The organism is Micromonospora sp. CPCC 205539, from assembly GCF_036906815.1.
GTDB lineage: Bacteria > Actinomycetota > Actinomycetes > Mycobacteriales > Micromonosporaceae > Micromonospora.
Window position 1 is genome coordinate 1 of sequence record NZ_JBAKHW010000002.1, and the last position, 13686, is coordinate 13686.

The 13686-nt window shown below is 73.2% G+C and carries 14 protein-coding genes; 8 read left to right on the forward strand and 6 right to left on the reverse strand.

Translation table 11 applies throughout. The features are described 5' to 3' along the window. The 4 genes from V6V47_RS02225 to V6V47_RS02240 form a co-directional block, all read right to left on the reverse strand. Window positions 1–530 (reverse strand): hypothetical protein (locus V6V47_RS02225; RefSeq protein WP_334626243.1); only part of this gene is annotated, 530 nt, incomplete at its 3' end. Further along, window positions 514–1269, reverse strand: a complete 756-nt coding sequence (locus V6V47_RS02230) for an SDR family NAD(P)-dependent oxidoreductase (protein ID WP_334626244.1) — start codon at window positions 1267–1269, stop codon at window positions 514–516. The genes V6V47_RS02230 and V6V47_RS02225, both read right to left, overlap by 17 nt. After that, complete coding sequence (locus tag V6V47_RS02235; RefSeq protein WP_334626245.1) at window positions 1262–2521, reverse strand: AMP-binding protein; 1260 nt, start codon at window positions 2519–2521, stop codon at window positions 1262–1264. Before V6V47_RS02235 ends, V6V47_RS02230 begins: the two co-directional genes overlap by 8 nt. 32 nt (window positions 2522–2553) lie before the next feature. Further along, the gene (locus tag V6V47_RS02240) at window positions 2554–2805 is read right to left on the reverse strand and encodes an acyl carrier protein (protein ID WP_334626246.1); all 252 of its coding nucleotides are present in this window, start codon (window positions 2803–2805) and stop codon (window positions 2554–2556) included. A gap of 101 nt (window positions 2806–2906) precedes the next feature. Between V6V47_RS02240 and V6V47_RS02245 the strand changes: the two genes are divergently transcribed. Next, a complete protein-coding gene (locus V6V47_RS02245; protein ID WP_334626247.1) occupies window positions 2907–3416 on the forward strand; it encodes a GNAT family N-acetyltransferase in 510 nt (169 codons plus the stop codon). A gap of 71 nt (window positions 3417–3487) precedes the next feature. Here the strand turns inward: V6V47_RS02245 and V6V47_RS02250 are convergent, their stop codons facing one another. Beyond that, window positions 3488–5221, reverse strand: coding sequence for a hypothetical protein (locus tag V6V47_RS02250; RefSeq protein ID WP_334626248.1), 1734 nt, complete (start codon window positions 5219–5221; stop codon window positions 3488–3490). 364 nt (window positions 5222–5585) lie between these two features. Here V6V47_RS02250 and pseB point away from each other — a divergent pair, with 364 nt between their 5' ends. Genes pseB through V6V47_RS02285 form a run of 7 tightly spaced genes read left to right on the forward strand, consistent with a single transcriptional unit; the run spans window position 5586 to window position 12841 of the window. Then, window positions 5586–6572 carry a UDP-N-acetylglucosamine 4,6-dehydratase (inverting) gene (gene pseB, locus V6V47_RS02255; RefSeq protein ID WP_334626249.1) on the forward strand — a complete coding sequence of 329 codons (987 nt, stop codon included), beginning with the start codon at window positions 5586–5588 and terminating at the stop codon, window positions 6570–6572. Next, the gene (locus V6V47_RS02260) at window positions 6569–7726 is read left to right on the forward strand and encodes a DegT/DnrJ/EryC1/StrS family aminotransferase (RefSeq protein WP_334626250.1); all 1158 of its coding nucleotides are present in this window, start codon (window positions 6569–6571) and stop codon (window positions 7724–7726) included. Before pseB ends, V6V47_RS02260 begins: the two co-directional genes overlap by 4 nt. A 10-nt stretch (window positions 7727–7736) precedes the next feature. After that, window positions 7737–8585: a hypothetical protein gene (locus V6V47_RS02265; protein ID WP_334626251.1), complete on the forward strand. Its 849-nt coding sequence runs from the start codon at window positions 7737–7739 to the stop codon at window positions 8583–8585. Beyond that, a complete protein-coding gene (locus V6V47_RS02270; RefSeq protein ID WP_334626252.1) occupies window positions 8575–10392 on the forward strand; it encodes a class I SAM-dependent methyltransferase in 1818 nt (605 codons plus the stop codon). Before V6V47_RS02265 ends, V6V47_RS02270 begins: the two co-directional genes overlap by 11 nt. After that, complete coding sequence (locus V6V47_RS02275; RefSeq protein ID WP_334626253.1) at window positions 10389–11135, forward strand: glycosyltransferase family protein; 747 nt, start codon at window positions 10389–10391, stop codon at window positions 11133–11135. The genes V6V47_RS02270 and V6V47_RS02275 overlap by 4 nt, the downstream gene beginning before the upstream one ends. Then, on the forward strand, window positions 11132–12196 hold the full coding sequence (locus V6V47_RS02280; protein ID WP_334626506.1) for a PseG/SpsG family protein: 1065 nt from the start codon (window positions 11132–11134) through the stop codon (window positions 12194–12196). Before V6V47_RS02275 ends, V6V47_RS02280 begins: the two co-directional genes overlap by 4 nt. A gap of 9 nt (window positions 12197–12205) precedes the next feature. After that, window positions 12206–12841, forward strand: coding sequence for an alpha-ketoglutarate-dependent dioxygenase AlkB (locus V6V47_RS02285; RefSeq protein WP_334626254.1), 636 nt, complete (start codon window positions 12206–12208; stop codon window positions 12839–12841). 179 nt (window positions 12842–13020) lie between these two features. Here the strand turns inward: V6V47_RS02285 and V6V47_RS02290 are convergent, their stop codons facing one another. Next, the gene (locus V6V47_RS02290) at window positions 13021–13539 is read right to left on the reverse strand and encodes a TrmH family RNA methyltransferase (RefSeq protein ID WP_334626255.1); all 519 of its coding nucleotides are present in this window, start codon (window positions 13537–13539) and stop codon (window positions 13021–13023) included. Between the last annotated feature and the right edge of the window lie 147 nt (window positions 13540–13686).

The window sequence follows — 13686 nt, forward strand, 5'->3', positions numbered from 1 at the left end:
GGGGGGGGGGGGGGGGGGTCGTGGCGGCGGGGGTGGGGGGTGGGGGCGGGGGTGGGGGTGGGGGGGGGGGCGAAGCCGACCGTCACCACCAGGTCGGCCGTGCGCAGGGTGCGCCAGAGCGCGGTGCCGTCCGCCGGAGTGCCCAGCCCGTGCCAGCGCCACCAGGTCGCGATCGGCACGTCGGCCAGCTTGCAGCAGCACTCGGCCCGGGTCCAGCGAGCCCAGAAGTCGCCCGCGCCGAAGCGCCGGGCCAGGGTCGGCGGCACCGGTGCGTCGGCGCGCTCCGCGTCGATGGCCACCCGCCAGCCGGGCGCCGGCGGGCCGTACCAGCCGACGCAGCGTCCGTCGTCGAGGTGGCTGCGGGTGACCGCGTCGGCCACGTCGGCGGGCGTACCGATCCGCAGGTGCCGTTCGGCGGCGGCGAGCAGCCCCGGCACCGGGCGCGTCCCGCCGGCACCCGCACGCGGCGGCGCGGCCGGGCTGGCGGTGACCAGCCCGGGCACCGGCCGCAGGTCAGATGGAGGCCGCACCGTCCACCACGATGACCTGGCCGTTGATGTTGGTGTGGTCCCGCAGCAGCATCCGGACCACCGGCACGACCTCCACCGGCTCGGTGAGGTGACCGGTCGGCGTACGCCGCACGATCTGGTCCAGCTGGGTCGGGCCGAGCACCGCGGACATCTCCGAGGCGAAGAAGCCGGGGGCGACCGCGTTGACCAGCATCCGGCCGCCCAACTCGCGGGCGAGCGAGCGGGTGGCGGCGTCCATCCCGCCCTTGGTGGCCGAGTACGCGACCAGGCCCGGGAAGCCGCGCTGCGCGCAGATCGAGGTGATGTTGACGATCCGCCCGCGCAGGCCCTTGCCGAGCATCCGCCGGACCACCAGCCGGGTGAGCTGCAACGGCGCGGTCAGGTTGGTCTCGATGATCCGGGCGATGTCGTCGGTGGCGGTGTGCACGTGCAGGGAGTCCTGCCCGACCGCCGCGTTGTTGACGATCCCGTCGATCGGGCCGAGGCGCTGCTCCACCTCGCGAACGAACGCCTGGGCGGCCCGCAGGTCGGTGACGTCCACCGAGCCGACGTGCACCCGGTCCGGGTGCTCGGCGGCGAGCTTCTCCAACTCGGGGGTGACGGTGCGGGCGAACGCGGCCACCCGTACGCCCTGATCGAGCAGGTCGGTGACGATGGCCAGGCCCAGCCCCCGGGAACCGCCGGAGACGAGGACCACGGAGCTGGGCGGGACGAGCTGGGTGTCGGCGAGGTCAGACATCGCTCTTCAGGGTCTCCTTGACGGGAATCTCGGTCAGCACACGGATCCGGCGTGGCACCGCGTGCTCGGGCAGCCGGTCGGCACACCAGCGCACCAGCGCGGCCTCGTCCAGCCCGGCGGACGGATCGGCGGACGGATCGGCGGACGGATCGGCCGGGACGAGGACCACCTCGGCGACCACCATCCGACCCAGCACCGGAGCGCGTCGGCCGGTGACCCGGGCCCACGCCACCCCGGGGTGACCGGTCAGCACACCGCGGACCAGGCCGGCGGAGACCTTGCTGCCGCCCACGTTGATCTCGTCGGAGTCGAGCCGGCCGGTGATCAGCACCCGGTCGTCGATCACCTGCACCCGGTCCCCGGTGCGGACCGGGCCGGCCAGCCCAGCCCCGTGGTACGGGGAGGTGATCACCAGCTCGTCGTCGCGTACCGAGAGGGTCGGGCGATCGGGGGTCTCCCGGTCCAGCCAGGCGACCGGGAACCCGGCCCGCCCGTCGTGCACCACGATGGAGGCGCCCACCTCGGAGGACGCGTAGATCCAGGAGATCCGGGCGGCGGGAAAGACCTCCCGCAGCTGATCCAGGATCGCCTGGTCCACCGGCTCCCCGCCGAGGGTGATCTGGCGCAACGGCACCCGGGCCAGCGCGGCGGCGTCCCGGTAGAGAGTGCGGCGCCAGAACGTCGGCGTGCCGGAGGCGGCGTCGACCCCGTGCTCGGCGGCGATCGCCGGCCACTCGTCCAGCTCGTCGGGCTCGACCACCACGAGATGCTGACCGGGCTGGGTCAGCGACAGGGTGACCACCTGCCACCAGGCGTACGTGCCGGGGGCGTAGGGGCAGAGCCAGGTCCGGTCGGGCTGGTCGGCCCGGACGGTGGTCAGGGTGTCGAGGGTGTGCCCGACCCGCTTGGGTCGCCCGGTCGAGCCGGAGGTCAGCAGCCAGAGCCGGCCGGGCTCGGCGGCGCGCGGCCGGGGCGGTGCGGTCGGCTGGACGCCCTCGTCGTCGAGGACGGCCACGGTGAACCCGGCCTCCAGCAGCTCGGTACGCATCGCCGCGTCGACCCGGCTCGCGGTGCTGAGCAGCAGCTCGGTGCCGTGCACGGCGTGCTGCCGCGCGGCGGCGAGTGCGTGCCCGGCGGAGTGCGCGAGCACCGCCGCCGGGTCGGGCAGCGCCGGCTGCGGCAGCGTCCGCCAGGTCCGCACCGCACCGCCGACGACGAGTCGGTTGTCGACGCCGGCCGGTTCCGGGCGCACGGCGGGCGACGGTTGCCCGGCTGTCGCGACGGTCACTGCTGCTGGAGCTCGACGAGGAAGTCGAGGACGTCGCCGACGGTGGCGATGCGCCGCAGGCCGGGAGCGTCGAAGTTGAGCTCCTCCCCCGTCTCGTCCTCGACCCGCAGGGCCAGCTCGGAGAAGTCCAGTGAGCGGAAGCCGATCTCCCGGAGCTGCGCCGCGTCGTCGGCGGGCAGCACCTTGTCCTGGTTCTTCAACACCTGAGCCATGAGGTCGCGGATCTGCGCGCGACTCAATTCGTTCATGTGCCGGAGTGTACAACCCAGCGAATGGATATCTGCTTTCCCGGTAGGGCCGGGTAGGGTGCCGGAACCGGACGTGAACTGGGACGGAAAGCGAGAGGCACGTGTTGCGCGAAGCGACGGCGGACGACGTTAACCTGATGTTGTCCTGGCGTAATCAGGAAACCAACCGTGAGGTCAGCAAGACCAGTCACGAAATCACCGCCGACGAACACGCGCGGTGGTGGGCGGCGGTCCGCGACGACCCGTCCCGGCGGGTGCTGGTGTACGTCCGCGACGACCGGCCCTGTGGGGTGGTCACCTTCTTCGACCTGCGGCTGGACGGCCCGCGCAGCGGTGCCTGGGGCTTCTATCTGGACGCCGACGGGCTGGCCGAACGCGATGAGACCCTGCCCGCCTGGCTGGGGGTCATGCGGGAGGCCGTCGAGTACGCGTTCGACGGGCTGCACCTGGCTCGACTCGACGGGGAGGTGCTCGCGCACAACACCGTCGTACGGCAGATGAACCGGCGTTTCCGATTCGTCGAGGGCACCCCGCGACAGGAGTTGTCGGACGGCCGGGAAATCACCGTCATCCCGATTTCGCTGGACCAGGCGAACCGGCGCCAGCGCTGATTAGGATCGCTGATTTCCCGCTGTCCCGACACCATTAACCCGGTCGTCATCCGCCGTTCACGGAGAATGGGTCAGACCCGTCGCCAGGCCGCCCAGTGCTGCTTCGGGTTGCCGCCCAGCCGCACGAAGCCGTAGCGCTCGCCGTCCCAGTCGCTGGGGTCGCCGGGCGCCCAGCGGGTGAACACCACCTGCGCGGCGGCCGGCGGCTGGTCGCGGAACCAGCGCACGTCGGCCCAGGTCACCTGGTGGCTGAGGTTGAACCGCAGGACGTAGAACACGCCGGTGGAGGCGAACACCCGCTCGCCGGGGCGCACCCCGACGGCCGCCACCAGGGGAGTCGGCGTGTAGACCTGCACCATCGGCCGCACCACCCGCTGTTCGATCACCTGCATGGTGACGAGGTTGACCACGACCAGGGCGCCGAGCAGCGGGAGTCGCAGCCGGGGCACCCGGACCATGGCGACGAGCAGCGCACACCCGGCGATGCCGATCAGTGAGCCGACCACCGGCCGCATGTGCTGCCAACCAGCGGTCAGCGCCACCAGGTCGGGCGCGCCGAGGGCGCCGTACCGCAGCTCGTGACCTCGGCTGGCCACGTAGGCGAGCCGGACCGCGATCAACGCGCCGCCGGCGACCAGCAGGGCGACCGCGACCGCCGCGCGGCGCAGCAGCACCCGGTACCCGGAGGTGAACAGCACCCCGAGCCCCACGAGCAGCCAGAACGGCACCAACATCTGCACGTAGCGTGCGTAGATCGCGTCCAGCGGCTTCTGGGTGATGCCGGCCAGGATCAGCGACGACCCGCTGGCCACCCCGACGCTGACGACCAGCGCGACGCCCATCGTCCAGCGGGTGGCGTCGCCCCGCTGCGGCCGCCACAGTTCGCGAACGGCGGCCGCCCAGGCGATGCCGGCCAACCCGAAGGTGACCACGACCAGGTACCAGAGTTGGGTGGCGACCGCCGCGCCGACGCGGATCACGCCCGGGCCGGACGCCACGGCGCGGACCGTGCTACCCCCCGGTGTGTTGCCCAGCAGGTAGACCTTGTCGCCGAGCAGGTGGATTCCGGCCTGGTTGACCAGCGCCAGGGCGAGCACCGGCAGCAGCGCGGCGAGCACTCCGGCCGGGGTGATCCGCCGACGCATCAGCAGCAGCAGGACCAGCCCGACATGCACGGCGACGATCACCATGCCCCGGGAGTGCAGCAGGTGGAACGCGCCGACCAGCAGCCCGGCGGTGGCCGCGGCGAGCGGGCCCGGCCGCTCGATCCAGCGGTGCACGGCGAGCAGCCAGGCGAGCACCAGCGGCGCCATCACCGTGTCGATCATGGCGACGCCGGCGTAGAAGACGGTCGCCGGCAGGGTCGCCGCCACCAGCGCCCCGAGCAGGGCGTACGAGCGGGGCAGTCGGAGCAGCCGCCGGGCGAGCAGGTACGCCAGCGGCAGCAGCGTCGAGTTCACCATCGCGTTGATCAGCTGGACCAGCCGGTAGCTGTCGCCGAAGTCCCGGTCGCCGAGGAACGCCGGGGAGATCAGCATCGGGTAGCCGACCCGGCGCAGCAGGTCGTTCTCGGTGCTGAACCCGCCCGGGCCGCCGACCAGCGCCCGTGCCGTGTTCAGGTAGCTGTCCTCGTCGGTGTGCGCGATCGGCAGCACGATGTGCCGGGACAGCCACATGCGCCAGGCCACGCCGGCCACCCAGCCGAGCACCAGCAACAGCGGCACCAGCCAGCGTCGTCCGCGTACGCCGGTCGGCGACGCGGCCGGGGCCGCCGGGCGCTCCATCACGTCGCTGCCGGATGTCATCGCCGCCTCCTGATCTGCCGGCCGGACCGGGCCGCCGGCGGAGGCCGGCGCGCGGCGATCCGGTCGGAGACGCGTTCGGGATTTCCCGGTCGCACCAGGCGGTGCGGGTGTCGGGGAGCGCGGCTCGGCGGCCCACAGGGCTGCCGGATCGCTCGCGCGCGGCTACTGTAACGGCCGTTCCCGCCCTGGTCAGCCCGCTTCTCGCGCGGGCAGAAGTGTTTGCCTGGCCGGTGCCCGCCATTCACAGGAGCAGCGGGTGTGGTTAACCCGGGAGCGCCGACCCGTTAACCCGCCGGGATTAGCGTCTCACCCCGGTCGGCCGGCCGAGGGCCGCCCAGTCATCCACGAACACGGGAGCACCAAATTGAGTGAGTTGAATGGATCGTCCATTCTGATCACCGGGGGAACGGGTTCCTTCGGCAGGACCTTCCTCAAGCACGTCCTCACCGAGGCCGACCCCGCCCGGGTGGTGGTGTTCTCCCGCGACGAGCTCAAGCAGTACGAGCTGCGCCAGCAACTCGGCGACGACCCGCGCCTGCGCTGGTTCATCGGTGACATCCGCGACCGGCACCGTCTCACCCGGGCGATGCACGGCGTGGACCACGTGGTGCACGCCGCCGCCCTCAAGCAGGTGGACACCGCCGAGTACAACCCCTCCGAGTACATCGCCACCAACATCACGGGCTCCCAGCACGTGGTCGACGCCGCGATCGAGGCCGGCGTCAAGAAGGTCATCGCGCTCTCCACGGACAAGGCGTCCAGCCCGATCAACCTGTACGGCGCGACCAAGCTGGTCGGCGACAAGCTGTTCGTCTCGGCCAACCACTACGCCGCGCAGCACCCCACCCGTTTCTCCGTGGTCCGCTACGGCAACGTGGTGGGCAGCCGCGGCTCGGTGGTCCCGTTGTTCCGCCGGCTGGCCGCCGAGGGCAAGAGCCTGCCGATCACCGACAAGCGGATGACCCGGTTCTGGATCACGTTGGACCAGGCCGTGCAGTTCGTCATGGACTCGTTCGACCAGATGCAGGGCGGCGAGCTGTTCGTGCCGCGCATCCCGAGCATGCGCATCCTCGACCTGGTCGAGGCGGTCGCCCCCGATGCCCCCACGCACGAGATGGGGATCCGGCCGGGCGAGAAGCTGCACGAGGAGATGATCGCGCCGGACGACAGCCGACGGACGCTGCGCGCCAACGACCGGTTCATCGTCCAGCCGACCATCGCCACCTGGGGCTACCAGCCGCCGGTCGGCTGCGACCCGGTGCCGGACGGCTTCGCGTACCAGTCGGACACCAACGACGAGTGGCTCAGCGTGGAGCAGCTGCGCGAGATGCTCGGCATCACCGTCGCGTGACCGCGATGCTCCCGTACGGGCGGCAGTCCGTCACCGACGAGGACGTCGCCGCCGTGGTCGAGACGATGCGCGGCGACTGGCTCACCACCGGTCCCCAGGTGGACGCCTTCGAGGCCGACCTCGCCACGTGGACCGGCGGGGTCGGCGTCACCACCGTCTCCAACGGCACCGCGGCGCTGCACGTGGCGTACGCGGCTGCCGGGGTGGGCCCGGGTGACGAGGTGGTCGTACCGCCGATGACGTTCGTGGCGACCGCCAGCAGCGCGGTCGCCCTCGGCGCGAAGATCGTGTTCGCCGACGTCGAGGACGAGACCTTCTGCCTCGACCCGGCGGCCGCCGCCGCGGCGGTCACCTCGCGTACCAAGGTGGTGGCCGCGGTCGACTACGCCGGCCACCCGGCCGACTACGACGCGCTGCGCACCTCGATCGCGGGCAGCGACGCGCTGCTGCTGGCCGACGCGGCGCACTCGATCGGCGGCACGTACCACGGCCGGCCGGTCGGCTCACTGGCCGATTTGACCACGTTCTCGTTCTTTCCCACGAAGAACCTGACCACGGCCGAGGGTGGCGCCGTCGCCGCACTGGACCCGCAAATCCTGGAACGGGCCCGCCGGTTCCGCAGCGTCGGCGTGGTCCGCGATCGCGACGAACTGCGCTTTCCCGACGAGGGCGGCTGGTACCACGAGGTGCACGAGTTCGGGCTGAACTATCGGCTGCCGGACGTGCTCTGCGCCCTGGGCCGCAGCCAGCTCCGTCGACTCGGCGACTTCGTCGCCCGCCGGAGCGCGCTGGTCGCCCGCTACAACGAGGCCCTCGCCGACCTGGACGGCGTACTGACGCCCACCCGCAAGTCGTGGGCCGACCCGGCCTGGCACCTCTACCCGATCCGGGTGCTCGACGGTCGACGCCGCGAGGTGTACGACCGGATGCGTGCCACCGGCATCGGCGTCCAGGTCAACTACATCCCCGCGCACTGGCACCCGGCCTTCGCCGACCTGGGCTACCGACGCGGGTCGTGCCCGGTGGCCGAGTCGTTCTACGCTCAGCAGCTGTCGCTGCCGCTCTACCCGGGACTCAGCGACGCCGACCAGGACCGCGTCATCGACGCGTTGGCCGCGGCCCTGCGGGCCGGCTCGGTGCGTTCCGCCGCCTGATGGGAACCTGATGCACCACGCCAACCACTTCTACGGTCACGCCCACGTGCTGGCCCGCTACGCCGGCCTCGGCGACGGGCACCCACCCCGGATCAACGGGTACGTGCAGCACGGCTGGAACATCGGCGACGGCCTCGCCCCCGGGCACCCGTACGCCGAGTTCACCCCCAGCCTGCTCTGGTCCGAGCAGACCCGCCGCCGGGCCTGGTCGGTGGGACGGCGCAACGTGGTCGTGATCGGCGCACCGTTCGCCTACCTGCTGGCCATGCGGCCCGAGGACCCGCCGGTCGAGGAGCGGGAGGGCACCATCTGGTACCCGTTCCACGGCTGGGAGGGCCAGCATGTCAAGGGCGACCACCGGAAGCTGATCAGACTCATCCAGGACACCGAGCCCGGCCCGGTCACGGTCTGCCTCTACTGGCACGAGTACCGGATGCGCAACGTCCGGCGGCTCTACGAGCGCGCCGGCTTCCGGGTGATCTGCCACGGCTACCGGGGACACTGGTGGAAGGACACCGACCCGGAGTTCCTCGACAAACAGCTCACCGAGCTGCGCCGGCACCGCCGGGTAGCATCCAACCGGCTGACCAGCGCGATCTTCTACGGCATCGCGGCCGGCTGCGAACCAGCGGTGTACGGCGACCCGATGATCCTCTCCAACGAGGACCCGACCTTCGGCGGGACCGCCCGTATCCGGCGGCAGTGGCCGGAGCTGCACGGCACCACGGTGGACCTGCCCACCGCGGTCGGGATCGCCCGCGCCGAACTGGGCACCGACGAGCGCTGCTCGCCGGCCGAGCTGCGCGAGCTGCTCGGTTGGGCGAACCTCCAGGAGGAAGAGGAAGACCTTGACGACTGAGACGGCACCCGCCGGCCGGATCACCCTGCCGGGCGGCGAGATGCTGGCCTGGTCCGACCTGCCGCAGCAGCGGCTGGCCGAAGGTGGGCCTCTCGCCGCGTTGGCCGCCCGGATCGTGCCGGCCGGAGCCCGGGTGCTGCTCGCCGGGCCACACGACCCGGCGCTCCTCGACCGACTCGCCCACGCCGAGGTGACCTGCCTGCTGCGCAGTCACCCGGACGCGGTGGCGCTGTCCCAGCGGGCCGCCCGGGTCGTGGTGGGTGGCCCCGCCGGGCTGCCCGACGACGAGACGTACGACGTGGTGATCGCCGGCGCCGGGCTGGACCCGGTGGAGTCGGTGGAGGGCACCCGGCTCGGCTGGGACGGTGTGCTGGCACGACTGGTCGCCGCGCTCCGCCCCGGCGGCGCGCTGCTGCTGCGCCTGGACAACCCGCTCGGCCTGCACCGGCTGGTCTCCAGCACCCCCTGGTACGCCGGCCGGGACGACTCCGCCTGGGCCGTCGGCGGTGTGCTGGACCGGGCCCACCCGGCGAACCGCGACCAGCTGCGCGAACGGCTCACCGGCGTCGGCCTGCGACCGGCCACCTGCTGGGCCGCGTACCCCGAGGTGGGCACGGCGACGGCCCTGCTCGACGCCGACCAGCTCGACCGCGACGCCGGCTCCGGCCTGTTCGACGCGGTGCTGCACGGCGCCTGCGCCGGAGGCTTCACCACCGAACCGGTGCTCCAGGACCCGGCCCGGCTGGCCGTGGACGCGCTGCACGCCGGGCGCGCCGCCGACCTCGCGCCGGGCTGGCTGATGCTCGCGCACCGACCCGTGGCCTCGGCCACGTCGGCAGCCGAGGATGACCTCCCGATCGCGTTGGTGCAGAACGGGCGACCGGGGATCGGCGTGCTGGAGGTGCTCGACGGCCCGTCCGGCTGGCGGTGGGGAGTCACCGCGTCGACCGGGGCGAGCGTGCCGACCGCCGCGCCGTTCGCCAGCCGCGAGGCAGCGTACCGGGACGCGGGTGCACTGAGCGGGCCGGTGCCGTCCGGACGGCTGCTGCGGACGCTGCTGCTCGACGCGGCGCTGCGCCGCGACCTGGCGACGCTGCGCACGCTCCTGCAGGGGTACGCGGGCTGGCTCGCCGACCACGCCGGGGACGACGGCCGGATCGCCGGCGCGGTGGCGCTGGCCAGCACCGACAACGTGGTCCTCGCCGACGGCAGTTACGCCGTGCTCGACCCGAGCTGGCGGGCCACCGCCGCGCTGCCCGGCGACGTGGTGCTGGCCCGCGGGCTGTGGCGCTTCGCCGCGGGCCTGCTCACCGGCGGGTACGCCCACCCGTGGGCGTCGACCCTCGACGTGGCGGGTCTGACCGTGGTGCTCGGCGGACTCGCCGGTCACGACCTGGACCGGGAGACCGTGGCCGGGGCGGTGGAGGCCGAAGCGGCGATCGCCGCCGCGCTGCACGGGCTGGACACCGACGGCCGGGTCACCCTCGCCACCGAGCTGCACGCCGTCGAACCGACCAACCCGCCGGCCGGTGTCCGCAGCTACCAGCAGCTCCGGGAAGCCTGGCTGCGCCAGCGCGAGGAGATCACCCGGCTCGCCGCGTTGACCAGGTGGACCGAGGAGCTGCTCACGTCGCGGGAACGGGCGCTACGCCGCGCCGAGACGACGATCGGCCTGCTCAGTGGCTCGCTCAGTTACCGGGTCGGTCGGCTCGCCATCACTCCGGCGCGGCTCGCGAAGCGGGGCGCGCGTGCCGCCAAGCGCCGGGCCATCACGGCGCTCGCCCCGAAGCAGGAGGAGCAGCAGTGACCGACACTCCCGCGCCACGGATCGTCGGCATCGTGCAGGCCCGGATGGGTTCGTCCCGGCTGCCCGGCAAGGTGCTGCGTCCCCTCGCCGGTCGGTCCGTGCTGGGCCGGGTGGTACGCGCCGCCCAGGACAGCGGCGTCCTCGCCGACCTCGTGGTCGCCACCAGCACCGACGCGGTCGACGACGCGGTGGTGGCCGAGGCCGAACGGCTGGGCGTGCCCTGCCACCGCGGGCCGGTCGACGACGTGCTGGACCGCTTCGTCGGCGCCCTCGCCGCGCACCCGGGCGACGCGGTCATGCGGTTCACCGCCGACTGCCCGCTGCTCGACCCGGAGATCATCACGCTGGTCGCGTCCGTCTACCGCGCGGTGCCCGGGCTCGACTACGCCAGCACGTCGATCGCCCGCACCCTGCCACGCGGGCTGGACGTCGAGATCATCCGCGCCGAGGCCCTGCGTACCCTCGACCGGCTCGCCACCGGGCACCACCGGGTGCACGTGACCTCGTACGCGTACAGCCATCCGGAGCTGTTCCGGGTGCTCGGGGTGACGCTCACCCCGGACCGCTCGGCGCTACGGTTGACCCTCGACACCGAGCAGGACTGGGCGCTGGTCCGCGCGATCGCCGACCACTTCGGCGACGTCAGCGTGCCGCTGGCCAAACTCGCCGACTGGCTGGACGGGCAACCCCACCTCCGTACGCTCAACGCCGACGTACGGCAGAAGCGGCTGGAGGAGTCCTGAGCACGGTACGGGTCGGACTGCGCTGCGACGCCGGGCCGCAGCGCGGCGTCGGCCACCTGGTCCGCTGCCTGGCCCTCGCCGAGGAGTTCCTGGCTCGAGGCGCCCACGTCGCGGTGTTCGGCGCGGTCGAACGGGTCGGCTGGGCCACGGCGGAGCTCGCCGCGCGGGGCATCCCGCTGCACCCGGGCCCGGACTCGCCGGCCGAGTTGGTCGAGACGGCCCGCCGGCACGAGCTGGACGTGTTCGTCCTCGACTCCTACGAGCTGGACCCGGCCGGAGCGGGCGCCCTGCGCGCCGCCGGCATCCGCACCATCGCCGTGATCGACGGCGACAGCCGAGGGCAGGACGCGGACTTCTACGTCGACCAGAACTTCGGCGCGGAGGCCCCGGTGCTGCCCGGACGGCTGCTCGCCGGGAGCACGTACGCCCTGCTCCGTGACTCGGTGGTGACCGCCCGACCGCCGGCGCCCCGCCCCGCCACGGCCGTCGGCCGCCCCCGCGTACTGGCCTTCTTCGGCGGCACCGACGCGGTCGGCGCGGCACCGGTGCTGACCCGGGTGCTGCTGGCCACCGGCCACCCGATGGACCTCACGGTCGTCGTCGGCCGCCCCGAGATCGAGGCGGAACTCGACGAGATCGTCCCCGGGCGGGGGCAGATCGTCCGCCCGGTCCCGCCTACCGGTGAGCTGCCCACGCTGATCGGCGAAGCCGACCTGGTGGTGAGCGCCGCCGGCACGTCCACCTGGGAGCTGTGCTGCCTCGGCGCACCCGCCGCGCTGGTCTGCGTGGTGGACAATCAACGTGAGTCGTACGCCCGGGTGGTGCGGCACGGCCTGGCCGCCGGCCTCGGCGAGCTGCCCGAGCTGACCGGCGCCGGGGTCGCCGGCCGGGCCGCCCGCGCGACGGCGGCGCGGACCCTGCACGGGCTGCTCAGCTCACCGGAGCGACGTGCGGCGCTGGCAGCGCGGGCCTGGGCCACCGTCGACGGGCGCGGCCGGGCGCGGGTGGTGGACGCGGTGCTCGACACCGTCATTGGTACGGGTGTACGAACGCCCTGCTAGGGTGGCACCATGACGCAGGCCGCCTACCAGCCGTCGATGCTCGACCTCACCGACGCGGGGCCGACACTGGGGCCACTGCCCGGTCAGCTACGCCGGCACCAGCTCACTCGGGGCGCGTGGGTCGACCATCTCCCCGGCTGGGTGCACGGCTCCGACGCGGTCCTCGACACCCTGCTCAACGACGTGCCCTGGCGGGCCGAACGACGCACGATGTACGACAGCGAGGTCGACGTGCCCCGCCTGCTCTGCTGGTACGACGGCGACCGGCCCCTGCCGCACCCGGTGCTGACCGCGGCACGGACGGCGCTGACCCGGCACTACGCCCCCGAGCTGGGCGAGCCGTTCGTCACCGCCGGCATGTGCCTCTACCGCTCCGGGCGAGACAGCGTGGCCTGGCACGGCGACACCATCGGCCGCTCCGCGCACAGCGACACCGTCGTGGCGATCCTGTCCTTCGGCTCGCCCCGCCCACTGCTGCTGCGCCCGCGCGGCGGCGGTGACAGCCTGCGCTTCCCGGTGGGCCACGGCGACCTGATCGTCATGGGCGGCTCCTGCCAACGCACCTGGGAGCACGCCATCCCCAAGACCACCCGCCCGGTGGGCCCTCGGGTGAGCGTCCAGTTCCGCCCCATCAACGTGGCCTGACCCGCCCGCGCCCCACGCCCGCGCCCCGCGCCCCACGCCCGCGCCCCGCGCCCCACGCCCGCGCCCCGCGCCCCGCCCCCGCGCCCCGTGCGTCGATCTTGCACTTTCGGGCGTTGGGTTGTGCCTTTCGCGTGCCTTGTCCAGGCAGAAAGTGCAAGGTCGACGAGGGCTCGAGCGGGTCAGAGCAGTCCGGCGAGCTTGTAGAGGACCAGGGAGCCGGCGACGGCGACGTTCAGACTGTGGCCGTGCCCGACCATGGGGATCTCCACGGCCGCGTCGAGGTGGTCGAGCGCCTCGGGCGGGATCCCGGTCGCCTCATGCCCGAGCAGCACCACCGTGCGTCCACGAGCGGCGGGCAGGTCACCCAGCCGGACGGCCTCGTCGGCCAACTCCACCCCGAGGATCCGGGTGCCGGCGGCCCGTTCGGCGGCCAGCCAGCGCGATGGATCGGCCACCCGGTGGACGCAGCTGGGCCGGCGCAGCGTGTTGCCTCGGGCCACGGCCTCGTCCACCCAGCGGAAGGGCGGCACGGCGAGACAGGCGCCGACGGCGTCGCAGGTCCGCAGCAGGGTGCCAAGGTTCGCACCGTGCATCGGCCAGAGCGGTGCGGCGATCAGGTGACCCCAGCAGCGGTGGGCCCGTGGTCGGCGGGCGGCACGCAACTCGCGCGGCGGCCGGACCCGGATGGCGGCACTCACGCCGCCCCGGCGACTCCGCCGGACAAAAGAAAGATCATGAGAAGAGCGCTTGGCGGCGCGCCCGAACCATCACCGACAACAGAACCCTCACCATACCGCCCCAGAGGTCACCACCCGGTGAGCGATCATCCGCATGATCGTGCTCGA

Excerpts from the sequence above, each read along its gene's own strand:
- V6V47_RS02230 (WP_334626244.1), bottom strand. The coding sequence starts at position 1,269 with ATGTCTGACCTCGCCGACACCCAGCTCGTCCCGCCCAGCTCCGTGGTC.
- V6V47_RS02265 (WP_334626251.1), top strand. The coding sequence starts at position 7,737 with ATGCACCACGCCAACCACTTCTACGGTCACGCCCACGTGCTGGCCCGC.
- V6V47_RS02285 (WP_334626254.1), top strand. The coding sequence starts at position 12,206 with ATGACGCAGGCCGCCTACCAGCCGTCGATGCTCGACCTCACCGACGCG.
- V6V47_RS02250 (WP_334626248.1), bottom strand. The coding sequence starts at position 5,221 with ATGACATCCGGCAGCGACGTGATGGAGCGCCCGGCGGCCCCGGCCGCG.
- V6V47_RS02240 (WP_334626246.1), bottom strand. The coding sequence starts at position 2,805 with ATGAACGAATTGAGTCGCGCGCAGATCCGCGACCTCATGGCTCAGGTG.